This is a genomic window from Desulfobacter sp., assembly GCA_028768545.1.
Lineage (GTDB): Bacteria > Desulfobacterota > Desulfobacteria > Desulfobacterales > Desulfobacteraceae > Desulfobacter.
This window is the reverse complement of record CP054838.1, coordinates 400,718-423,215: the sequence shown is the minus strand read 5'-3', so window position 1 is coordinate 423,215 and position 22,498 is coordinate 400,718. Positions and strand designations below refer to the sequence as shown.

Here is a 22,498-nt window from a genome sequence, read left to right as displayed (position 1 = left end):
AGGATAAGCGTTATCAGGAGCTTTTTATGGAACATATAGAAATTCGGTTTGGGGATAATATTGAAACACCTGCCACAGAAGAAAAAACCTTTGAGGAGATGTTTCAGTCGGTTAACCCAATGTTCTGTTTTTCAAAGCGGGTGTGGAAGCCCCAGATGGATATATTTGAAACCAGAGAAGAAATTATTATCCAGGCTGAAATGGCCGGGGTGAGGCGGGAAGACATGGTGATTGAGCTTTCCGACAAGGCGGTGAGAATTTCGGGCAACAGGCAGAGCAGCCAGCCCGAACCCACAGCCACATACCGGCTGGCCGAGATCCAGTTCGGGCAGTTTGAGCGGGTGCTCTACCTGCCCAGCGTCATTGATGTGGAAAAGGTCTCTGCATCGTTTTCCAGGGGATTCCTTGAGCTTACCCTGGGCAAATTACTCGGAAAAACAATGAAACAAAAACAGAATATGTCTATGGATTTTCTATAAGGACTACGAATGGATGACTTAAGACATCCCTCTCCCATCAGCACAGACGACATTCCAAACACCCTGCCCATTCTTCCCATTGTGGATACCAATCTGTTTCCCAAGATGGTTCTTCCCCTGGTTTTGATCCAGAAAGAGGCCATTGATTTGATTGATGAAGCCATGGCCGGAAACAGGATGCTGGGCCTGCTTTTGTCCAAACGCTCGGACATTGATTCAAAACATACCGCAGGAGAGCTTCACCGCATCGGTACCGTGGCCATGATTCTCAAGATGTCCAAAATGGAAGATGAAAAAGCCCAGTTGCTGATCCAGGGGCTGAACCGGTTCCGGGTGGTTGAATTTCTCAAGGGAAAGCAGTACATGCAGGCCGACATCTCCGTCCTCAAAAGCAGGAACGCAGACCGGAACAAGGAAAACCGCGCCCTGATGTCCAATATTGTGGACCAGTATGAAAAAATTGTTGACCTGTCCCCGGGACTGCCCTCTGAGATGGGGCATATGGTCAAATCCCTGCAGGAGCCCAATGTTCTGGCCGATATGGTGGCCTCCACCATCAATGCCCCGGTCATGGAAAAGCAGAAAGTCATTGAGCTTTTGGATGTGAACCTGAGACTTAAAAAAGTCACCCGCCTGGTCAATGACCAGCTTGAAATCCTTGAGATGGGTTCCAAGATCCAGAACCAGGTCAAAGAAGACATGGACAAGCGTCAGCGGGAGTATTACCTGCGCCAGCAGCTCAAAGCCATCAAGGAAGAGCTGGGAGAAACCGAAGACGACAGTGTGGAAATCCGGGAGTACCAGGCCCTGATCGAAGAAAAACAATTGCCTGAAGAGGCCAGAAAAGAGGCGGATCGTGAGCTGCTCCGCCTGGGCCGGATGCATCCGTCTTCCTCTGAATATGTGGTTGCCTCCACCTATCTGGACTGGCTGACCTCTTTGCCCTGGAATGAAACCTCCCAGGAACGGCTTTCCATTAAAGAGGCCCGCCAGGTTCTGGATCGTGACCATTACGGCCTTGAAAAACCCAAAAAAAGAATATTGGAATACCTGGCCGTCCGGAAATTAAAAAAAGACTCCAAAGGCCCGATCCTCTGTTTTACAGGACCGCCCGGCACGGGTAAAACCTCTTTGGGCCAGTCCATTGCCAAGGCCATGGGCCGGGAATTTGTCCGCATTGCCCTGGGGGGCGTCAGGGATGAGGCTGAAATCCGCGGCCACCGCAGGACTTATGTGGGGGCGCTGCCCGGAAGGATCATCCAGCATCTGAGAAAGGCGGGCAAGAAAAATCCCGTGTTCATGCTGGACGAAATTGACAAGGTCAACTCCTCCTACCACGGGGATCCCTCATCTGCTTTGCTCGAGGTTCTGGATCCTGAACAAAACCATACCTTTATTGATCATTATCTGGATGTGGCCTTTGACCTGTCCGATGTCATGTTTTTGACCACGGCCAATGTGCTTCATACCATTCCCGCCCCTTTGCGGGACCGGATGGAGGTGCTGGAACTGAGCGGGTATACCCAGGAAGAAAAACTCAAGATCGCCACACGATACCTTATTCCCCGCCAGCGTGAGGCCAACGGCCTTAAATCCGGCCAGGTCAGGATCACCCCGGGCGCGGTTAAAAAAATTATTTCAGGCTATACAAGGGAGTCGGGCCTGCGGAACCTGGAGCGGCGCATCGGGGCCATCTGCCGGGGCGTGGCGGCTAAAATTGCCGAACAAGAGGTCAAAACCCTGACCATAGGCTTGAATGAGCTTGGGCAGTTTCTGGGCCCGGTTCAGAATATGCCGGACATGGCCAAACGGATCAATACCCCCGGGGTGGTGGTGGGACTTGCCTGGACCCCTGTGGGCGGGGAAGTCCTTTTTGTGGAGGCGGTATCCATGAAGGGAGGCAAGGGACTGACATTGACCGGCCAGCTCGGGGATGTCATGAAAGAGTCGGCCTCAACCGCCTTAAGCTATATCCGGTCCAATGCTAAAAAACTCTCATTGGATGAGTCTTTTTTTGATACCCATGATATTCATATTCATGTGCCCGAAGGCTCCATTCCTAAAGATGGCCCCTCAGCCGGGGTGACCATGCTCACCGCCCTGGCCTCTTTGATCGCGGACAAAAAGGTCAGGCCCCGAATGGCCATGACCGGAGAGATTACCCTCAGGGGCGAGGTCCTGCCTGTGGGCGGGATCAAGGACAAGGTCATTGCCGCCCACAGGGGCGGTATTCGCACCTTGATTCTCCCCCAGTGGAATAAAAAAGACATGGAAGACGTACCCGCCTACATCCAGTCCAGGATGGAATTTCTTTTTACCGATAAAATGGAAGATGTCCTTGATATCGCTCTGCAATAAATTATGAAAAATAAATTTACCCCGTATCTGATTATTTTGATCTCTTGTCTTGCCCTGGCCTGTGCCGGGTGCGCCTCAAAAGTGAAAGACCCTTACAAAGGCCAACATCGGCCGCCCAAGAAAACAAGTTCGGGCAAAACCCCTGCCACCCAGAGGCCCTATACCATAAAGGGAAAACAATATGTGCCCCTGGCCACGGCCAGCGGGTATGTGGAAAAGGGAACCGCCTCCTGGTATGGTAAAAAATTTCATGGCCGGAAAACCTCCAACGGAGAAACCTATAATATGTATGCCATGACCGCGGCCCATAAAACCTTGCCCATGAACACCTGGGTCAGGGTGGAAAATTTGAACAATGGTCAGCAGATTCAGGTGCGGGTCAATGACCGGGGGCCGTTTGTCACAGGAAGGATTATTGATCTGTCCTATTCCGGGGCCCATAAAATCGGCATGGTCGGTCCTGGCACGGCAAGGGTGAGGGTCACGGCTTTGGGCCGGGCCACCTCCTATTCCAAAAAAGACCATACACCTGTGGCATTCAAGCCTGTGGATTATTGGAAGGGCAATTTCACCGTACAGGTGGGGGCCTTCAAGGTGAAAACCAATGCAGAGGCCTACCGCAAAAAATTATCTGCCACCTATCTTAACGCCCATATTGTCCCGTATGAAGATGACCGGGGGCAGTTTTACCGGGTAAGGATCGGAAAGTTTTCCAATCTCAAGGATGCGGTCAGGTTCAGTGACCAGCTTGAGGGGTTCGGCCACACCTTTGCCGTTGCCGAGTAAATTTATGACACATACGATTTTTTTAGACCGGGACGGGGTGATCAATGTGGATTCTCCTGATTATATCAAAACCCCGGATGAGTTTCACTTTATTCCCCGAAGTCCCGAGGCCGTTGCCTTGCTGACAGCCCACGGGTTTGAGGTGGTGATCATTACCAACCAGTCTGCTGTCGGGCGCAAGATGATTACCCAAAAGACCCTGGAGGCGATTTTTGACCGGATGACCGCCGGGGTGGAAGCGGCCGGGGGGCGGATAAAGGATATTTTTTTCTGCCCCCATGCCCCGGATGAAAACTGCCCTTGCAGAAAACCTTTGCCCGGCCTTATTATTCAGGCGGTTGACCGCCACAGGATGGATCTTGAAAAAGCGGTGATGGTGGGGGATTCAGCCAAGGATATTGAATGCGGGATTGCTGCCGGCTGCGCAAACAATATTCTGGTGGCCACGGGCAACGGGCACAAGGCCTTGGCCTTGCTTTCAGACCGCAATATTATCCCTGATTTTTTTGCCCAGGACCTTTACGCGGCGGCCACCTGGATTATTTCCACCCTTGCCCCCCTGCCATGATCACCATCAAAGGAAAGCTTTCCCGCATCACCTACCAGAATCCTGACAACCATTATACGGTCTGCCGGGTGAGGCTGCCGAAGGTGGTTGAGCCGGTTACCGTGGTCGGCCACCTGGCCGGGGTGGCTGAAGGCGAGCAATTGACCCTGAACGGATCATGGATTTCCCATCCCAAATACGGGGACCAGTTCAAGACGGATACCTATGAGGTCACCCTGCCTGATACAATCTTAGGCATCCGAAAATATCTGGGATCCGGCCTGATCCCGGGGATCAGTGCCTCCCTTGCCGACAGGATCGTGGATACCTTGGGTGAAGATACCCTTGAGGTGATTGAAAATCAGCCGGAAAAGCTGCTGGATGTCCACGGCATTGGCAAGGCCAAGAAAAATTTGATCGAAAAGGCCTGGAACGCCCATCATTCCGTCCGGCGGGTGATGCACTTTCTTCAGGGGAGTCCCGTGGGGGTCGCCCATGCCGGGACCATATTGAAAACCTACGGAAATGGCGCTCTTGACGTTCTTAAAACCGATCCCTATCTTCTGGCAAAAGATATCCCTGCCATCGGGTTCAGGGCCGCAGATCGCATGGCCAGAGCGGCCGGCATCCCCAGAGATGATGAAAACCGTCTGGCTGCCTGCCTTGTCTGTCAACTCATTCTTTTGGCGCAGGAGGGGCATGTATACGGAGAAAAGCAGGCCTTGATCCGGGGATGTGCCCGGCAGACCGGGGTGGACCCTCGGATGTTTGAACCGGTTTTATCCAAGTTATCAGATCAAAAAGAGGTGGTGGCAGAAGACAACTGCATCTATCTTTACCGGCTTTACCAGGCTGAACAAGGGATTGCCCGCAGGATACAGGCACTCTTGTCCATGCCGGCACGACAATTTGCCATCAATGAAGACCAGATCACGGAGAAGGTGCTCTCCACCATGGCGGTAAGGCTTTCCAAAGAGCAGCTGGATGTGGTGACACAGATTCTGGCCCAGAAAGTCTCCATTATCACAGGGGGGCCGGGTACTGGAAAGACCACCCTGGTCAGGGCCCTTTGCACGGTGTTCAAAGGGCTGGATCTCAAGGTGGTGCTAAGCGCGCCAACGGGCCGGGCCGCCCGCAGGCTTTCAGAGGTCACAGGTAAAAAAGCCTTTACCCTGCACAAGCTTTTAGGGTTTGACCATGAAACCGGGACCTTTGGGAAAAACTTTGCCAACCCTCTGGACCTGGATCTTTTTGTGGTGGATGAAGCCTCCATGGTGGATACTTTTTTGATGTACCGCCTGGTGGAGGCCATGCCCGCAGGCGCCAGCCTGATCCTGGTGGGAGACACCTTTCAGCTGCCCTCGGTGGGGCCGGGCAATGTATTGTCCGATCTTATCGAGTCAAAATGTGTGGAGATTTTTTCGCTGACCCGGATTTTTCGCCAGGCCCTTGAAAGCCCTATTGTCATGCATGCCCATGCCATACGCAAAGGCCGGATGCCCGATATAAAATCGGCCGGGCCTGATACGGCATCTGAGTTTTACTTTATTGAAACCCGGGAGCCCTCCCGGGTGGTTGAGACCATTTCAGAACTTTGCGCAAAGCGGATTCCCAAGGCCTTTCCCCATATTGAAGAGGTCCAGGTTCTCACCCCCATGCACCGGGGGGAAGCCGGCACCATCAACCTCAATCAGCAGCTCCAGGCGGTCCTCAACACCTCGGCCGGGGGCATTGAGAGTCATGGGGTGGTTTTCAAGCCCGGAGACAAGGTCATGCATCTTAAGAACAACTATGAAAAAGAGGTGTTTAACGGGGATATCGGCCGGGTGGCAGAGGCGGACAAGACCAAGGGAAAAGTGGTGGTGGACTATGAGGGCCGGAGAGTTCCCTATGAACTGCTCGAACTGGACGAACTTACCCTGGCCTATACCATTTCCGTACACAAGTCCCAGGGCTCGGAATATCAGGCCGTGATCATTGCCCTGACCCTTCCCCATTTTCTCCTTCTTCAGCGAAATCTGCTCTATACCGCCATGACCCGGGGAAAACACCTGGTCATCATTGTGGGCTCTTCTAAGGCCTTTGAAACCGCGTTTGAAAACAATAAAACCGCCCTGCGTCTTTCCGGACTCAAGCAGCGGCTGATAGATGTTTAGGCGGGTTGACCACCGTTGAACCTGCCCCTGTTTTTTGGGTGTTGAAAAACAAGTTCCTGGTAATGTTGGGCATTATTTTTCTTGCATCGTTTTCCCGGGTCTGATATCCGATGGTGGTGTGTTTTCAATGGAATTAAAAATTCTGAATTTTCAATAATTTAAAGGGGCAGGTCATGAAAAAAGGGTTTCTTGTCATTGCTGTACTTGTTTTAGCCGGAATTCCGGGGATGCTTTTTTTCAACGGTATTCTCATGGAGAGGACCGTTCAAAAAGGGTTCCAGGATATCAACCAGATGTATAGTCAGACCGGATCGGATCTGAAACTTGCCATTGTTGAATATGACAGAGGGCTTTTTGACACCCGGTTTGAGTGGAAAATCGACTTTGGCAGCCTTGAACCGGTATACGGCATCAAGGATATACGCTTTGTGGAAACCGCCTCCCATGGGTTTTTAGGCATTACGTCTGAAACCAGCCTGGAAAAAAATCTCTGGTTTACCGATTGGGTCAATACCCATCTGAACGGGAAAAATCCTTTGAAAATCCAGACCCGGTACGCGGTTTCCGGCCCCATTGTCAGCACCATCTCCCTGGATGAATTTTCAATTACCCCCCCCCAAGTCCCCCCCCCCTCAGTGTCAAGGGTCTTGACATGACCGTCTCTGTGGACAAAAGCTTTGAAAAAATAGAGTTCCAGGGCAACTGGGCCGGGCTTTTTGAGAATGAGGAAAACGGGATAGGGCCCGTCCATTTTGATTCCCAGATGACCCGTCTGACCCGGTTGCTCTGGCAGGGTAAGGGATCCATGACTGTGGATCGGTTTACCATTGATGAAGACCAGGAGAAGATTGATCTGTCCAATCTTGCCCTGACCTACCATATGACGGCCACTGAAGATAAAAAAGAGTTAAACCTGGGTATGGGCATGACCGCAGACCAGGTGGACTTTAACGGTCAGGACCTGTCCGGCTGGTCTTTCCAGGTCGGGGTAAATCATATGGACGCCCAGGCCTATGAAAATCTTATCCTTTTGTATTCAAAAATTACCAACCAGTATCTCTCCCAGATGTCCAACCCCAATATCCAGCCCGAAGAGATTCAGGCAATTATGGGAGGTGCCATGGCAAAGAACAGCGCTCAGATTATGGCCGAGGTTGAAAAACTGCTGAAAAAGGGACTTGAAATTCAGGTGTCCCAGGTGGACATGAAGTTGCCCCAGGGTAAAATTGAGGGCCGGTTTCTGCTGGGGCTGAAAAAAAATATCTCCCTGGCCCAGTTTATTTTGTTTGCAGGCCAGCCGTCCCTGGCCCTGGACTATTTTTCCCTTGAATCAGAGCTTTGCATGCCCCGGGAACTGGCAGGTCCAAGGCAGGATTTAACCGCTCCGGTTTTTCCGGGAATGGAGACCGGGCTTTTTGTCCCCAAAGGGGATAGACTCTGCCATGGGGCAGAGACCAAGGATGGCAAGCTCTATCTCAACGGAACCCAAGTGGTTCTGGATCAGCCCTAATACTTTCATGGGTAGGCGGCCCCGGCATGCAGGCTCCGGCGGTTGAAATGACAACCAAAGGATGGGACTGCCGCTATGCCGGCCACCTTTTGAATTTAGTGCCAAAAGATTCTGGCATGGCCAGACCCTTGTCCTAAAAAAGAATTAAGATATTGAATTTTTTAATAATACCTGTTAAAAAGAAGTTTTGATTTTTAACAGGGGATGCGCAATGCACTATGAGGGTATGATTATCCGGCCGCCCAGTGAGGCCAACAGTATTTTGCTCCAGGTCACCCTGGGATGCTCCCATAATAAATGCACCTTTTGCGGGACGTTTCGGGGCAAGCGGTTCAACATCAAGAAAGATGATGTGATTTTTGAGGACATTGAGTTTGCAAGGGCCAATTGCCGGTGCCAGAACCGGTTGTTCCTCTGCGACGGGGATGCCATGATCATTCCCCAGAAACGGCTGGTTCCCATTCTTGAACGGATAAGAGACCGCCTGCCCTGGGTGGAGCGGATCGGCGTCTATGCCAATACCAAGAGCATCAAGATGAAAACCCCTGAAGAGCTGCGCCAATTACGCGACCTTGGGGTGAAAATTGCCTATATGGGCCTTGAATCCGGTGATGACAAGGTGTTAAAGGCCATCAATAAAGGGGCGGATTCCCAGAAAATGATCACCATGGGCAAAAAGCTCAAGGCGGCCGGGATCAAGGTCTCGGTTACCGTGCTTTTGGGCCTTGGGGGCCGAAAAGGTTCCTTGGATCATGCCCGGGAAACCGGCCGGGTCCTCACGGCCATGGATCCTGAATATGTGGGCGCCTTAAGCCTGATGCTGATTCCGGGCACAGAACTCCACGACCAATACCAGGCCGGGGAATTTCCCCTCTTAGGCCCTGAAGAAATGCTGACCGAGCTTGGGGCGATGATTGCCGCCACCACATTGACGGACGGGCTTTTCCACGCCAATCATGCCTCCAATTACCTTCCCATCCGGGCCCGGCTGCCCAGGGACAAGGAAGAAACACTTGAACTGATATCACAGGCTCTCAAGGGAAAGGTTCCTTTAAAACCTGAATCCATGAGAGCCTTGTAACTTTTTTACTATTTTTTAGGAGATTTGTACCATGGCTGATGCCAATGAAACCCTTGATCAACTGACGGTGAGTACCATTCGCGCTCTGTGCATGGATGCGGTTCAAAAGGCCAATTCCGGCCATCCCGGCGGACCCATGGGCCTTGCCCCTGCCGCCTATGTGCTGTTTAAACGTTTTTTAAAGCAGAACCCTGCCAATCCCTCATGGATCGACCGGGACCGGTTTGTCCTTTCAGGGGGCCATTGTTCTTCCCTGCTTTACAGCATGCTTTACTTGTTTGGATATGGGTTAAAATTGGATGATCTCAAGGATTTCAGACAATGGGGCTCCAAGACCCCGGGACATCCCGAATACGGGGAAACCGCCGGAGTTGAAACCACCACAGGCCCCCTGGGCCAGGGCGTGGCCAATGCCGTGGGCATGGCCATGGCCGAACGTCACATGGCCGCCCGGTTCAACAAGGAAGACCAGGAATTGATCAACCACCACACCTATGCCATCTGCGGTGACGGCGACCTTATGGAAGGGGTCACCATGGAAGCGGCATCCCTGGCAGGCCATCTGGGCCTGGGCCGGCTGATTGTCATCTATGACGACAACTCCATCACCATTGAGGGAAAGACCGATATCGCCTTTACTGAAAATACAAAGGCCAAATTTGAAGCCATGAACTGGCATGTGGTGGAAGTTGAGGACGGCAATGACCTTGGCGCCATTGAAAAGGCCATTCAGGCCGGTAAAGACGCCGTTGGCCGTCCCTCATTGATCAAGGTGTCCACTCACATTGCCTATGGCAGTCCCAACAAGCAGGATACCCCGGATGCCCATGGCGCGCCTCTGGGAGCAGAAGAGATCAAACTGGTCAAAGCATTCTACGGACTGCCCCAGGACAAGGATTTTTATGTGCCCGAAGAGGTGCTGGAAAATACCCGCAAGGCCCTGGCCTACGGGGATCAGGCTGAAAGTGAATGGCAGGAGGTCTTTGGCGAATATAAGGGTCAGTTCCCGGATGAGGCCGGCCTTTTCGTGGATGCGATTTCAGGTTTCCTTACCCAGGGCTGGGAAAAGGAAATTCCGGTATTTAAAACCGAAGACGGTCCTGTGGCCACCCGTGCGGCATCCGGCCAGGTACTGAACGCCATTGCCAAAAACCTGCCCGTACTCATGGGCGGGTCTGCAGACCTTGCCCCTTCCAATAAGACCTATCTGAGCTGTTCCGAAGAGTTTCAAAAAGAGGCCTGGGGGGGACGAAATATTCGATTTGGTGTGCGGGAGCATGCCATGGGCGCCATCATGACCGGTATGTACCTGCATTCGGGTGTCCGTCCCTACGGCGGCACCTTTCTGGTCTTTGCCGATTATATGCGGGGCGCCATAAGGGTGGCCTCTTTGATGAAACTGCCCATTATCTATGTGTTTACCCATGATTCCGTTGCCGTGGGCGAAGATGGCCCCACCCATCAGCCGGTTGAACACCTGGCCTCCTTACGGGCCATCCCCGGTCTTAATGTGATCCGCCCGGCAGATGCCAATGAGACGGCCATGGCCTGGCAGAAGGCATTGACCCGCTCTGACGGCCCCACTGCCCTGATTTTAAGCCGCCAGAAACTGCCCACCCTGGACATGTCCGTAAAAGACGGAGATTCCATCTGGGGCGGTTATACGGTTAAAGATGCAGGCAAAGAGGCCCAGATGCTGCTCATTGCCACAGGTTCCGAGGTTCACATCTGCGTTGAAGCCTCGGGAATTCTGGAAAAAGAGCATAATATCAAGGCCTCTGTGGTCTCTTTACCCTCGTGGGAACTCTTTGAAAAAGCCTCTGCCCCTTACCGGGAAAGAATTTTACCGCCCGGCATCACCAAACGCCTGGCCGTTGAAGCCGGGATTTCCATGGGCTGGGACAAGTATGTGGGAGACCAGGGAAAGACCATTTCCATAGACCGGTTTGGTGCATCCGCACCCGGCGGCACCGTGCTCAAAGAATTTGGGTTCTCTGCTGAAAACATCGTGAAAAATGCTCTGGAGTTGTAATTTCCAGGGTTGAGAAATTTTCGGGCCGGCACAGGCCGCCTTTACAGGTGATCTGTGCCGGTTTTTTTAAAATTAAAGTTTGTAATACTGTAGCGACCGTAACCCGAATCTTTCATAACCTGAAGGTCAGAATTTGAGGAAGCTGGATATTAATATTATTTAAATACAGTAATTTATGGTTGCTTGCCAAGCCAATTTTATTCGTGAAATATGCGGGATAAAGGGTCCGGCATTAGGACAGCAAACTTGTCTTTCTTGTTTTTTACTCCAGTCCGGACAAAGGAGGAACGATGATGCAGTTTTCTGTTAAAACCCAGGCACGTACCCAGATGATCGATGTTACATCCCAGGTCCAAGAGGCGGTGACGGCTTCCGGGATCAAACAGGGCCTGGTCCATGTCTATTCCATGCACACCACAGGGGCCGTCACCATCAATGAAAATGCAGATCCTGCCGTGGAAAAAGATATTCTCTCCTGCATCAACAAGGTTATCCCCTGGGACGATAATTTTTCCCATATGGAAGGCAATTCCGCCGCCCACATCAAGGTCAGCCTGTTCGGCCCTTCAGAGACCATTCCCCTGGACCGGGGGCAACTGGTCCTGGGCACCTGGCAGGGGATCTTTTTTTGCGAATTTGACGGGCCAAGGCAGAGAAAGGTCAATGTGACCATTCTTGAGGGTGCCTGACCCCTGCTAAAAACGCTCCCCTGGGCAAATCCATAAACAATTTTTCACCTACCCGGAAAGATGCGAAAAGCACTTGTGAATCTATGAAAAAGTGCTTGGTTATGGTATATGCAGCATATGGACAAGGGCAACCTTAATGCGGCTCAGGAACTGGCGCCAATTTAATTTTGCAAGAACAGATAAAGGTGGGCCAGAATAAACTCTGGGGTGAGAAAAACACAAAAAGCGTACAGTCAGCGACTATGAAAATATGGGATCAAAACAAGTATCAGCAGGCATGGCATTTTTCTTCTAATATCCACAAGGATCAAAGATTACCGGGAAGTGACATTCCTTATATCAACCATCTCGGTCTGGTGGCAATGGAGGCGACAGCTGCGGTTGCCCACGATGATGTCGGCAATCCAGATCTTCTGGTTTTATGTGCGGTGTTACATGACGCGATGGAAGACACACCCGCCACCTATGAAGAGATAAAAAAGAACTTTGGCGTTGACATTGCAAACGGCATTTTAGCGCTCACTAAAAATACTGAGCTGCCGTCAAAATCAGCACAGATGCAAGACAGTTTCTGTCGAATAAAAAAACAGCCAAAAGAAGTGTGGATGGTCAAGCTGTGCGATCGTATTACCAATTTACAGCCCCCCCCCCTCAGCATTGGGATAAACCAAAGATGATCTCATACCAAGAGGAGGCGCAGCTGATATTAGAAAACCTGGGCAAAGCAAGTCCTTTTCTTGCACAAAGATTAAATGAAAAAATTATTCACTACGATCGGTATTATCAAAAAAATAATTTTTAGGAAAAAATTCGATGTTTCTCAATGCAGACAGTATCAAAAAGCATTCCTTTGAACTTAATGAAAAAGAGCAATGGTTTTTCTTCAAAGATCGTAAGGTCTATTTTGAACAAGTCGTGTACTCTTATTGTAGCGAGGTGGTTCATTCGGTCAATAATGTGTTTGAAGGCAAAGAGCTTACCTTGGAACTGCACCTTCAGGATAAAACTGCGATCATTCTCTCTGTGGACAGCAACCACACCAAAGATGGCAAATACCAGACCCTATATCGGCTTAATCACGAATTGACAGGTTTTAGACAGAAACAGATAGAGCAGCGGTATAAAAACGGGGATGAGGTCATTTTCGGCGTGAAGAAAAAGCCGTGCGTCTTGGTTGTGAAAAACGGCATTGTGCGGGTGCGGTATACCGACAAACCTGAATTCAAAGCACTCAAGGTCAGGTACGATATGGGCAGGCGCAAATTAATACTTAAGGGAGAAGGCAAAGTAAAACAAAGGGTTGATATCGATTCCATATCTGACAATGTGTCGATGCTGATGATTGTTGGGAATGTTCAGAATTCTGTGTCACGGTTTCGGTTCCCGGATCTGCCTCAGCGCCAGCGGAAGTAAAAGTCAGGTCCGAGAATGGGCCTTCAATCAGCCACGTCGGAGGAGTTGACTTTTGCTGGAGTGGAGTTCCTGGAACCATCTTTTCCATCTGTAAATAAATCCCTATCAAATTCCCAGCTCTTTATCCAGCCGGCCTTCAAAGAAAATTGCCAACTGGGAAATTGTCAGTGACCAATTTTGAATCGGCATTGTCCATTTTTTACTGGCGTTCTGGATCCCCATGTAAAGCAGCTTTAACAGGCTGTCCTGGTTCGGGAATGATCCCTTTGTTTTGGTCAGTTTTCGAAACTGTCGATGCACAGCCTCAATGGTATTTGTGGTGTATATTATCCGTCGAATCTCTTCTGGATATTTAAAGAAATGACTGAGGCGTTCCCAGTTGTTCCGCCAGGATTTTATCACAATCGGGTATTTGTCATTCCATTTATTTTCCAAGATATCCAGTTCTTCTTCGGCCAGATCCTTATTGACCGCTTTATAAACACGTTTTAGATCTGCCATAAATTCCTTTTTATTTTTGGAACCAACGTATTTCAATGAATTTCGGATCTGGTGGACTACGCAGAGTTGAACTTCTGTGTCCGGGAATATGGTCTCAATGGCCTCGGGAAAACCTTTTAGACCATCAACACAGGCAATCAGGATATCTTTTACCCCTCGGTTTGAAAGGTCTGTTAACACCTGCAGCCAGAAGTTCGCACCCTCATTCTCGGATATGTACAGCCCAAGAACCTCTTTGCGGCCCTCGATATTCACCCCAAGAATTGTGTAAACGGCCTTGCTGCGGACCTTTCCGTTTTCTCGTACTTTATAATGTATGGCATCAAGCCATACGATTGGGTACACATTTTCCAACGGCCTGGCCTGCCATTCTTTGACGGTATGGATGATTTTATCGGTAATGGTGCTCAGAGTGGCATTTGAAATCTCAAGTCCATAGATTTCCTGTAAATGGGAAGCCATATCATTATAACTCATGCCCAGGCCGTAAAGGGCTATTATCTTTCTTTCAATTTCATCGCTGAGCGTTGTCTGATGTTTTTTGACGATCTGTGGAGAGAAGGTTCCGGCCCTGTCACGCGGGGTTTCCAGCTCAAATTTACCATCCAGGGATTTAATGGTCTTTTTGCTTTTTCCATTACGGCGGTTGGCAGAAACTTCCTGCCCGAGATGGGACTCCAACTCTCCTTCAAGAGCAGCTTCAGCAAGATTTTTGATTAATGATGTAAGGACGCCGCCCTTACCTGTGAAGGGTTTACCTTCCTGGATGCCTTTAAGGGCTTTTTGAAAATCAAATTCGGTGTTTTCTTCGGTCATGTCAGTTCTCCTTATTTAGCTGAGTATATCAGCTTTCATTCAACTGACACAGAATTTTGAACGCCCTCTCGGATCTGGTGGACTACGCAGAGTTGAACTTCTGTGTCCGGGAATATGGTCTCAATGGCCTCGGGAAAACCTTTTAGATCATCAACACAGGCAATCAGGATATCTTTTACCCCTCGGTTTGAAAGGTCTGTTAACACCTGCAGCCAGAAGTTCGCACCCTCATTCTCGGATATGTACAGCCCAAGAACCTCTTTGCGGCCCTCGATATTCACCCCAAGAATTGTGTAAACGGCTTTGCTGCCGACCTTTCCGTTTTCTCGTACTTTATAATGTATGGCATCAAGCCATATGATTGGGTACACATTTTCCAACGGCCTGGCCTGCCATTCTTTAACGGTATGAATAATTTTATCGGTAATAGCGCTAAGGGTGGCATTTGAAATCTCAAGTCCATAGATTTCCTGTAAATGGGCAGCCATGTTATTATAGCTCATGCCCAGGCCGTAAAGGGCTATTATCTTTCTTTCAATTTCATCGCTGAGCGTTGTTTGGTGTTTTTTGACGATTTGTGGAGAGAAGGTTCCGGCCCTGTCACGTGGGGTTTTTAGCTCAAATTTACCATCCAGGGACTTAATGGTCTTTCTGCTTTTTCCATTACGGCGGTTGGCAGAAATTTCCTGTCCGAGATGGGACTCCAACTCTCCTTCAAGAGCAGCTTCCGCAAGATTTTTGATTAATGATGTAAGGACGCCGCCCTTACCTGTGAAGGGTTTACCTTCCTGAATACCTTTAAGAGCTTTTTGAAAATCAAATTCGGTGTTGTCTTCGGTCATGTCAGTTCTCCTTATTTAGCTGAGTATATCAGCTTTGATTCAACTGACACAGAATTTTGAACGCCCTTTTAAAAGACGCGCCATGTCCGGGGTAATGCCCTCAATTTTAAGGGAGATTTTTTGATCATGATTGTAAAATTCCAGGAAATAAGCGTGCAGGCCCATGGTGTACACCTGTTTTTCCTTTTCCCCCGGGGTTGGTTCTGCCCCCCGGCCTGTTTGGACAAAGGGGTCTCCCACAAGATCATATTGGTTTCAGGCTTTCAACCACTGATGCAGCATTGTTCTGATCTGTTCTTCGGATAAGTCATTTATCATACCTATGTTTCTGTATGTGAAGTCTGTGGGAGTTTTTGCCTTAGGGTATCAGATATTTTTATTCCCTGTCTTTCAAGATACTTTTTTCGGACAAACCAATACAGTATGGAACTTAACCAAATGCCTAAGAAGACAAAACCGGTGACGTAGTCGGCCAGGAATCCGAATATGAAAATTCCCAAAAATACAATAAAACAACCGATCCAGGTAAACCCGCGCCAGAAGGGCGAAAATTGAATACCCGCACGGGCAAAGACCTCCGGGGCAACCTTTGGCATACGAAATACGGCAAAAGCACCGAGCAACTGGATCACCATGAGGCCAAAAACAACCATAAGTGCGTATTTCTCAAGATCTGCCGAGAACAGAACCCCAATAATGGAAAGCAAAGTAATGAGAAAGATTGTCATCTCCGGTGTTTTGTATTTTGGGTGTATTCTCATGAAGACCTCCGGAATCAGCTTGTCATTGCTCCAGGCAAATATTTCTCGGGCTCCCATGAGAATCATGGTGTTCACAGTCGTGGCCATGGCCAGCAGCGCTCCTAAGGCAAGAAAATTAACGCCCCACTGGGGCAGAAAGGTTGCCGCCGCCGTCAGTATGGCAGTGGACCCGAGGGCCGAGGCCTCACTCCACAATAAATTACCGGTAAGGGCATAGGTCTGCAGGACGTACAGGGTTCCAATAATAATCATGGAGATAATGATGCTTCTCGGGATATTTTTTTTGGGATTTTTCACTTCACCTGCCACCTTGACAACGGCAATAACCCCGCCCCATGAAAAAGAGGCAATGGCGACCACCGTTATAAAGGCCCCCATCCCTTTGGGAAAAAGTTCGGTATGCAATCCGGGGTCCATGTTAAGACAGCCGCCAATGCCGAAGATGAGCATGGCCAAAATAAAAATGGCCATCATAGCCACCTGGATCTTTTCAAACACCCCCACTCCCAGCCAATTGATCAGGGAAAGAAAAAGAATCACCAGTACCGCATAAACAATGACCGGTATCTGGGGAAAATAAACGGAAAGGTATTCCCCAAATCCCCAGGCTACAAGGCAGTTGGTGCAGATAATTCCGATACAAACCGCCAGAGATGAAGTGAATCCGGCCACAGGAGAAACCCAGCGGGTAATGGCAATATAGTTCGCCCCTGTCACGGGCAGAGCCGAACCCGGCTGGATTAGGTAAAGGGCGGCAAATAAGGCGGGCAGGGCCGAACATGCATAGGCAAGATAGAGGCTGGGGCCTGTCATGCCTGCAAGGCTTGGAATCAGGACAAAAATGGATCCGCCGACGACGAAACCAACGATCAATCCGACAGCCCCCATCAGGGAAATGGATCTTTCAAGTTTTTCTGGCATGGCACCTCCTGTGTTAAAAAAGGTTGATTGTGGGAAGATTATTGTTTTAAAATGCCTGAATTCTTGACTTGGCCCCCTTGGAGCGGCCGGTGTCCACCATGGCACAGCCCTCCTTATACAGGCTGCCGTTCAGCGTATCCTCCCTGGCCCCGTGGATAAGCTGTTTAGCAAGTTTTAAAGCATACGGATCCTTGGCCGCCAGTTTCTCAGCACGGCAACGCAGGTGGTCATCCAGGGTTTCAGGTGTACAGACCTCGGTAACCAGGCCGAATTCCAGGGCTTTTTCTGCCGTAATCTCTTCTCCGAGAAGCATCATCTGTTTGGCCCGGCTTTCCCCGATCAAACGGGGGAGGATATTTATGGAACCGTTTGAAAAAAAGATTCCCATATCCAGTTCAGGCATCAGTATCCTGGTGTTGTCAGCAGCAATTCGTAAATCACTTCCCAGAGTATGTTCGACCCCCCCCCGACAACCCAGCCGTGATATCCGACGATAATAACCCCGGGGTGCTCAGTCATGGCTGAAGTCACATCCTGCCAGGCCCAGAGGAAGCGGTTTGCCTCTGATTCCAGCCCGGGTTCTGTTATGAGTGTATTGGTGTACTTGAGGTTGGCACCAAAGGTAAAATTTTTTCCCTGGGCACGGTAGATCATACAGATATCTTTTTGGGCTCTGCTCTCTTTAAATGCTTGGACCAGGTCGGTGAGCGTGGTGAGATCAAACGGATTGGACGGGCGCATTCCCATTTTCCCGGTTATACCGCTGGCACTGGATTGTGCATGTTTGCCATCTGCTTCAGGCAGTTCCAACGCCCTGCTTTATAAAATGATCGCAGCATAATCATTTTTTCTGCATTCTCCCGATACCAAAAGATGCATGGACCTTTAAGACGTAAATTCACGACTCTCCGAATCGAACTTTCAATAGCACCGCTGCCAATAGGTAAGTTCAACGCTTTTACAGTTGAAAAATTAAGCCTCAGTTCATTGCGCACAAAATAATCCCGTTCCGTCTTGATAGCCTTACTGTTTCTGCCTCTACAAAGCTTCTGGACGGCCTGTACCACCTCAATCGCCTTTCCCTTCAGCAGAAGACCTCGCTGCTTCGATACCCAGCGTTTGCGTTCCTTGGATGACCAGGTCTTCCTTAAGCCTGCTACTGTACCCAGATGCTCAACTGCATGGTAGAAATCGAGAAGTTCATACACACGCTCAGGAGCCAAACCCAATGCTTTTAGCAGTCCGGGGATTCGATTCCAAATCCAATGTGCCCCATCTGCAACAAACAGTATTTTGTCTGAGTTCTGAATATGAAGGGAGTTCAAATAACCCTTTAACAAGTGGAATACACCATCCGGTCCATTGAAACAGCCATCAATAAATGGTGAAAAGCTTTTTTCTTGTTTTCTATGGGCGTCCACTACATAAATGATCAAAAGCTTGGGTTCTCGCCATGCCCCACGAAATCGGGTTCTATCCTTTTGGGTTTTTGGTCCCCTTTTCTTCTCTCTGAGCCGAGTGCGGCCACCATCAGTGCTGATAACGACTCGCCGCCCTTCAAGTAAATCTCCATCATTTAATGGGATTCGGCCCGCTTGTTGTTCGGCTCGAGCCCGCTCTGCGTACCGATAGGTCAGTTTACGGATGACCTTTATACCCAACGTCATCCCACGGTCACAAAGCACTTGACGGACTTCTTCAAAAGAACTTAATAAGGCTGACCAAGAACTCACCATAGAAGCCAAAGCAGGCGAGCAGCGATCATGGATTCCAAGAAGGATTAAACCAGCGTATGCACCTTTATATCTTTTTCCTTTTCGGCGGTCACAGGACCTTCGATAGTATCGAACATGAATATCAACCGAACTATCTGTACAAAGCTGAATCCAAACTGTCTCAAGCCCTTCGCTTTTCATCCGTCCCGGCCAATTGGACATCAATTCTTTTTCTTGGTCGACCTGTTCAGAGGAATCTACTGAGGCCTGGATCTTTTTTTTAAAAAAAAGGCGCTTATCCGATTTGTATATTCAAGGATTTCCTGCTCTATCTGTTCTAATTCGTTAGCGTTACGAACCAAGCGATTTGGATCTTCTTCCAGTTTTTTGAGGCATGCAAGGACTTCATCAACAGTATTACAATCTTCAGCTTTCTTCATTAGCACAATCCATTTATGTTCATTTCAGCGTAACAGAGGATATCATTCTTTTTGCTCTAAAAGACAGGCCTTTTTAAAACCGGGAAAATGGGAATGCGCCCGATTGGACTGTTCCGGATTGCCCAGAGAAATGGTGCCGATACGATTTTTTGTCTGGTAATGGACAGGTGTAGACATTATGCGTTACCTTTCAATAAGTTAGTGATACGGTTTTGGACTTCAACACGATGGACTTTACCGACCCGGGTGACAGGCATATTGGGTTCTACAATTATTTTTTTGGGAACTTTAAACTTGGCCAGCTGACTTGCACAATGGGTGATAATATCCTGGGCGTCCACGGTCTGCCCCTGTGCCGGCGAAACCACCAGTACGACCGTTTCGCCGTATATTTCATCCGGTATACCAATGGCTGCAGCCATTCCGACCTGTGGATGCTGGACTGCCACCTCCTCAACCTCGGATGGCATGACCGTGTAACTGCCGACCCGAATGATATGCTTGAGGCGGCCATGGATATAGAGGTTCCCTTTCCTGGTCAGGATACCGAGATCTCCGGTTTTGCAGAATCCATCTTTAGTAAACCCGGCAGCATCTTCATCGGGCATTTTAAAATAAGAATTGATGGTAAGCTTTCCCCGGACCTGGACTTCTCCTTTTTCTCCGGCCGGCAGAGGATTGCCGTCTGGATCTGCAATCCGTTCCGCTGGCAATTTTTTCAAGGGGATCGTCCAGCCTGGTAAAGCTAATCTCAGAACCGGCCTCTGTACTGCCATATCCAATCATGATGTTAGGACAGATTCGTGATTTGATCTGATTGAGCAGGTCAAGTTTTACCTTTTCACCTGACAAGATTGCAAGTTTTAAAGAAGAGAGGTCATAGCTGTCCAGTTCGGGTAAAAGGAGGATGATGGCATACATGGTAGGCACACCTCCGATCCAGGGGATGCTTTCCTTCTCAATGGTTTCCAAAAAGCGTTTCGGGCTCCAAGTGTCGTGGATGATAATTTCATTCCCGGCAGCAATTGCGCTGCAGATCATCTCCACAGAGCCGCCGACATGACTGGGGGGAAGATAGGCCAGGCTTTTGATTCTCCCCTTGATGCCAATGCCTTCCATTGAATTGGCCAATATCCGGGCTTCAGCTTCAGCCATGGCAGTTACATTCTCTTTGCTGAGCATCGCTGACTTGGGGACACCAGTGGTGCCGCCCGTAAATATAACCAAAAGACCGTCGTCAGGCTTTTGGCGAGCTTTGCATTCCAAAAGCCGGGTTCGTTGTTCCGGATCCAACATGTAAAGGGTGTCAAAGGGCTGGCCGATAGACGTTTTTCCCACCATGTATAAAGCAATGGTATCTTCCGATTCCAGGTCTTGGATCACGGACTCCAAAGCCGATTCCAGGTCAAAGTCTTGGGTTCTGGCCAGAGAAAGTATTGCTTTAGGACGGACATGGGAAAGGAATCGTTTTAACTCCGCTTTTTTGTACTTCACATCCAAAGCCGTAACAACGGCCCCGATCTTATCCGCAGCAACCAGTGCTGTGATATACTCTATGCTGGCCGGAAGCAGGGTGGCGATCATGTCTCCCGGATTAATACCGGCGGACAGGAATGCCGTGGCCATGTTTTCCGTCATTTCGTCAAAGTCACTATACGTATATGATTTTTTATCACAACGCATGGCCGTGAAATCAGGATCTACTGAAGCCCAATGTTCTACATATTGCCATAAAAATCTTTTTGCTTTCATTTTACCCTCTCGCATAAATGGGTTGATTTAGAACTTCAATACGACAGTCATAAAAAATACCCCAAATTAAAAAACTGACCATTGGTTAAATTTATGAGTGACAATCAAAATTGTCAAGCTTTTATTAAAAAGAATCAACGACTGGCATTGAATGCCATCTCGGCATCCTTTTTACATAAGGCTTGACAAGATTTTGCCTGGCATTTATAAATTGAACGTTGGTCAAAAAAAATACTGTGAGATTATAATTTTTTGAAATAAAATGAGAAATACAACTAAAGAAAACAGATCCTTCATTGAGATCCACCGCAGAAAACAAATTTTAGACATTGCTGTGGATATGATTTCCCGAAACGGTTATCAGCAGACAACTATGGCGGCCATTGCCAAGGAGGCCGGATTCAGCAAGGGGGTGATCTTTTACTATTTTAAAAATAAAGAAGACCTTATCTCTCAAACGGGGTTGACCCTGCTTGAAGAACTCCGGAGTTTTACCATCGGGCAGATGAAAAAGCAGGCCCCGGGAAAAGGCCAGCTCAATGCCTATGTGAAAGCCTATTTTGATTTTATTCGTAAAAATCAAAAAAAATTCAGCATCCTTATGGAAGTGGGGTTCAACCTGAATACCATGAGTCAGCACTCGCTTTTCGGATCCCAGGAATATGCCGAGTGCAGGCGGCGTCTTGATAAACTTATTCAAATGGAGGGTATGCCCAAAGGAGAAGGCCAGGCTCTTTCTGCTGTGATTCAGGGGATGCTGGATGGGGTCGGAATTCAGTGGATTGCAGATAAATCTGCTGTGGACCTGGATGCTTGCCAAAGCTTAATCGTTGAAATGGTGGGCCGGTATATGGCCTCGGATAATATGCCCGAGTGAAAGGTTCGGGTAATCAAAAAGTATCGTTCTGGAATGCGGGCAAGCCGTTTATAAGTGTTCGCTTTTGCCAAAAGGTTCATCCACGTTCCCCCTCTTCTGTTAAAAGACGCGCCATGTCCGGGGTAATGCCCTCAATTTCAAGGGTGATCTTTTGATCGTGATCGTAAAATTCCAGGAAATAAGCGTGCAGGCCCATGGTGTACACCTGTTTTTTCTTTTTTAAAAATTCAATGGACCGGGCAGAGCCGTACCGGGTATCCCCGATAACTGGATGGCCTGCCAGTTTTGCATGGCGGCGGATCTGGTGTTTTCGACCGGTCATCAGTTCAATGTCCAAAAGGGCATAGTGAGGGGTCTGGGCCTCTACTTGATACCGGGTCATTGCCTTGACTTTTTTTCCTTTTCCCCCGGGATTGGTTCTGCCCCCGGCCTGTTTGGACAAAGGGGTCTCCCAGAGGCCTTGGGCCTGGTCAGGCAGATCAAAATTCCCGTGAACCAGGGTTTTGTACCTTTTTTGGATTTTTTTTCGGGCAAAGAGATCCGAAAGCCGTGAAAGCACGGCAGGGTCTGTGGCCATCAGCAACAGCCCCGAGGTCTCTTTGTCCAGGCGGTGGACCGGCTGGATCATGGAAAACTCAAGGTCTGGGCAGGATTTGAGACGGGAGACAAGGTCAAAGCCTGGCTGATTGTGCACGCTCAGGCCAGAGGGCTTTTCAACGCAGAGCCATCCCGGGCCCTGGCCTGCAACAAGGATATTTTGCTTGGGTTTCATGATTCACATTCTAACCCATTTTGTAGATTTTAACCAAAGATATCTCCCTC

General features: G+C 49.2%; 22 protein-coding genes and 1 pseudogene. 13 read left to right on the top strand and 10 right to left on the bottom strand.

The annotated features are described in order from the left end of the window. Window positions 1-26 precede the first annotated feature (26 nt). The 12 genes and pseudogenes from HUN05_01960 (at window position 27) to HUN05_01905 (ending at window position 13,051) form a co-directional block, all read left to right on the top strand. Complete coding sequence (locus tag HUN05_01960) at window positions 27-479, top strand: Hsp20/alpha crystallin family protein (GenBank protein ID WDP84075.1); 453 nt, start codon at window positions 27-29, stop codon at window positions 477-479. Window positions 480-488: 9 nt separating this feature from the next. Then, the gene (gene lon, locus HUN05_01955; protein WDP84074.1) at window positions 489-2,837 is read left to right on the top strand and encodes an endopeptidase La; all 2,349 of its coding nucleotides are present in this window, start codon (window positions 489-491) and stop codon (window positions 2,835-2,837) included. Between the two features lie 3 nt (window positions 2,838-2,840). Then, window positions 2,841-3,623 carry a septal ring lytic transglycosylase RlpA family protein gene (locus HUN05_01950; protein WDP84073.1) on the top strand — a complete coding sequence of 261 codons (783 nt, stop codon included), beginning with the start codon at window positions 2,841-2,843 and terminating at the stop codon, window positions 3,621-3,623. Window positions 3,624-3,627: 4 nt separating this feature from the next. Beyond that, a complete protein-coding gene (gmhB, locus tag HUN05_01945; protein WDP84072.1) occupies window positions 3,628-4,191 on the top strand; it encodes a D-glycero-beta-D-manno-heptose 1,7-bisphosphate 7-phosphatase in 564 nt (187 codons plus the stop codon). Beyond that, entirely contained in the window at window positions 4,188-6,326 is a 2,139-nt protein-coding gene (locus tag HUN05_01940; GenBank protein WDP84071.1) for an ATP-dependent RecD-like DNA helicase, read from the top strand. The genes gmhB and HUN05_01940 overlap by 4 nt, the downstream gene beginning before the upstream one ends. Window positions 6,327-6,499: 173 nt before the next feature. Then, window positions 6,500-6,982 carry a DUF945 family protein gene (locus tag HUN05_01935; protein WDP84070.1) on the top strand — a complete coding sequence of 161 codons (483 nt, stop codon included), beginning with the start codon at window positions 6,500-6,502 and terminating at the stop codon, window positions 6,980-6,982. After that, window positions 6,979-7,836, top strand: coding sequence for a DUF945 family protein (locus HUN05_01930; protein ID WDP84069.1), 858 nt, complete (start codon window positions 6,979-6,981; stop codon window positions 7,834-7,836). Before HUN05_01935 ends, HUN05_01930 begins: the two co-directional genes overlap by 4 nt. A 211-nt stretch (window positions 7,837-8,047) precedes the next feature. Continuing rightward, window positions 8,048-8,917 carry a radical SAM protein gene (locus HUN05_01925; protein ID WDP84068.1) on the top strand — a complete coding sequence of 290 codons (870 nt, stop codon included), beginning with the start codon at window positions 8,048-8,050 and terminating at the stop codon, window positions 8,915-8,917. A gap of 31 nt (window positions 8,918-8,948) precedes the next feature. Next, window positions 8,949-10,949 (top strand): transketolase, encoded by a 2,001-nt coding sequence (tkt, locus tag HUN05_01920; GenBank protein ID WDP84067.1) that lies wholly within the window; start codon window positions 8,949-8,951, stop codon window positions 10,947-10,949. Window positions 10,950-11,242: 293 nt separating this feature from the next. Then, window positions 11,243-11,638 carry a YjbQ family protein gene (locus HUN05_01915; protein WDP87884.1) on the top strand — a complete coding sequence of 132 codons (396 nt, stop codon included), beginning with the start codon at window positions 11,243-11,245 and terminating at the stop codon, window positions 11,636-11,638. A 242-nt stretch (window positions 11,639-11,880) separates the two neighbouring features. Then, window positions 11,881-12,440, top strand: a pseudogene (locus HUN05_01910) (bifunctional (p)ppGpp synthetase/guanosine-3',5'-bis(diphosphate) 3'-pyrophosphohydrolase). Between the two features lie 11 nt (window positions 12,441-12,451). After that, on the top strand, window positions 12,452-13,051 hold the full coding sequence (locus tag HUN05_01905) for a hypothetical protein (protein WDP84066.1): 600 nt from the start codon (window positions 12,452-12,454) through the stop codon (window positions 13,049-13,051). 105 nt (window positions 13,052-13,156) lie between these two features. Here the strand turns inward: HUN05_01905 and HUN05_01900 are convergent, their stop codons facing one another. The 9 genes from HUN05_01900 to HUN05_01860 all read right to left on the bottom strand — a co-directional run bounded on the left by HUN05_01900 (window position 13,157) and on the right by HUN05_01860 (window position 20,799). Beyond that, window positions 13,157-14,368 carry an IS256 family transposase gene (locus HUN05_01900; GenBank protein WDP84065.1) on the bottom strand — a complete coding sequence of 404 codons (1,212 nt, stop codon included), beginning with the start codon at window positions 14,366-14,368 and terminating at the stop codon, window positions 13,157-13,159. 35 nt (window positions 14,369-14,403) lie between these two features. Continuing rightward, on the bottom strand, window positions 14,404-15,210 hold the full coding sequence (locus HUN05_01895; GenBank protein ID WDP84064.1) for an IS256 family transposase: 807 nt from the start codon (window positions 15,208-15,210) through the stop codon (window positions 14,404-14,406). 320 nt (window positions 15,211-15,530) lie between these two features. Beyond that, window positions 15,531-16,892 carry an amino acid permease gene (locus HUN05_01890; GenBank protein WDP84063.1) on the bottom strand — a complete coding sequence of 454 codons (1,362 nt, stop codon included), beginning with the start codon at window positions 16,890-16,892 and terminating at the stop codon, window positions 15,531-15,533. A gap of 46 nt (window positions 16,893-16,938) precedes the next feature. Next, window positions 16,939-17,379 (bottom strand): enoyl-CoA hydratase/isomerase family protein, encoded by a 441-nt coding sequence (locus tag HUN05_01885; GenBank protein WDP87883.1) that lies wholly within the window; start codon window positions 17,377-17,379, stop codon window positions 16,939-16,941. Then, window positions 17,295-17,633 (bottom strand): hypothetical protein, encoded by a 339-nt coding sequence (locus HUN05_01880; protein ID WDP84062.1) that lies wholly within the window; start codon window positions 17,631-17,633, stop codon window positions 17,295-17,297. The genes HUN05_01885 and HUN05_01880 overlap by 85 nt, the downstream gene beginning before the upstream one ends. 14 nt (window positions 17,634-17,647) lie before the next feature. After that, complete coding sequence (locus tag HUN05_01875; GenBank protein WDP84061.1) at window positions 17,648-18,808, bottom strand: hypothetical protein; 1,161 nt, start codon at window positions 18,806-18,808, stop codon at window positions 17,648-17,650. 56 nt (window positions 18,809-18,864) lie between these two features. Further along, window positions 18,865-19,047, bottom strand: coding sequence for a hypothetical protein (locus tag HUN05_01870; GenBank protein ID WDP84060.1), 183 nt, complete (start codon window positions 19,045-19,047; stop codon window positions 18,865-18,867). 176 nt (window positions 19,048-19,223) lie between these two features. Beyond that, a complete protein-coding gene (locus HUN05_01865) occupies window positions 19,224-19,769 on the bottom strand; it encodes a long-chain fatty acid--CoA ligase (GenBank protein WDP84059.1) in 546 nt (181 codons plus the stop codon). Then, window positions 19,657-20,799 carry an acyl--CoA ligase gene (locus HUN05_01860; GenBank protein ID WDP84058.1) on the bottom strand — a complete coding sequence of 381 codons (1,143 nt, stop codon included), beginning with the start codon at window positions 20,797-20,799 and terminating at the stop codon, window positions 19,657-19,659. Before HUN05_01860 ends, HUN05_01865 begins: the two co-directional genes overlap by 113 nt. A gap of 262 nt (window positions 20,800-21,061) precedes the next feature. Between HUN05_01860 and HUN05_01855 the strand changes: the two genes are divergently transcribed. After that, window positions 21,062-21,676, top strand: a complete 615-nt coding sequence (locus HUN05_01855) for a TetR family transcriptional regulator (GenBank protein WDP84057.1) — start codon at window positions 21,062-21,064, stop codon at window positions 21,674-21,676. Between the two features lie 76 nt (window positions 21,677-21,752). On the opposite strand, the gene HUN05_01850 is transcribed toward HUN05_01855, so the two are convergent. Then, entirely contained in the window at window positions 21,753-22,448 is a 696-nt protein-coding gene (locus tag HUN05_01850; protein ID WDP84056.1) for an RNA pseudouridine synthase, read from the bottom strand. Between the last annotated feature and the right edge of the window lie 50 nt (window positions 22,449-22,498).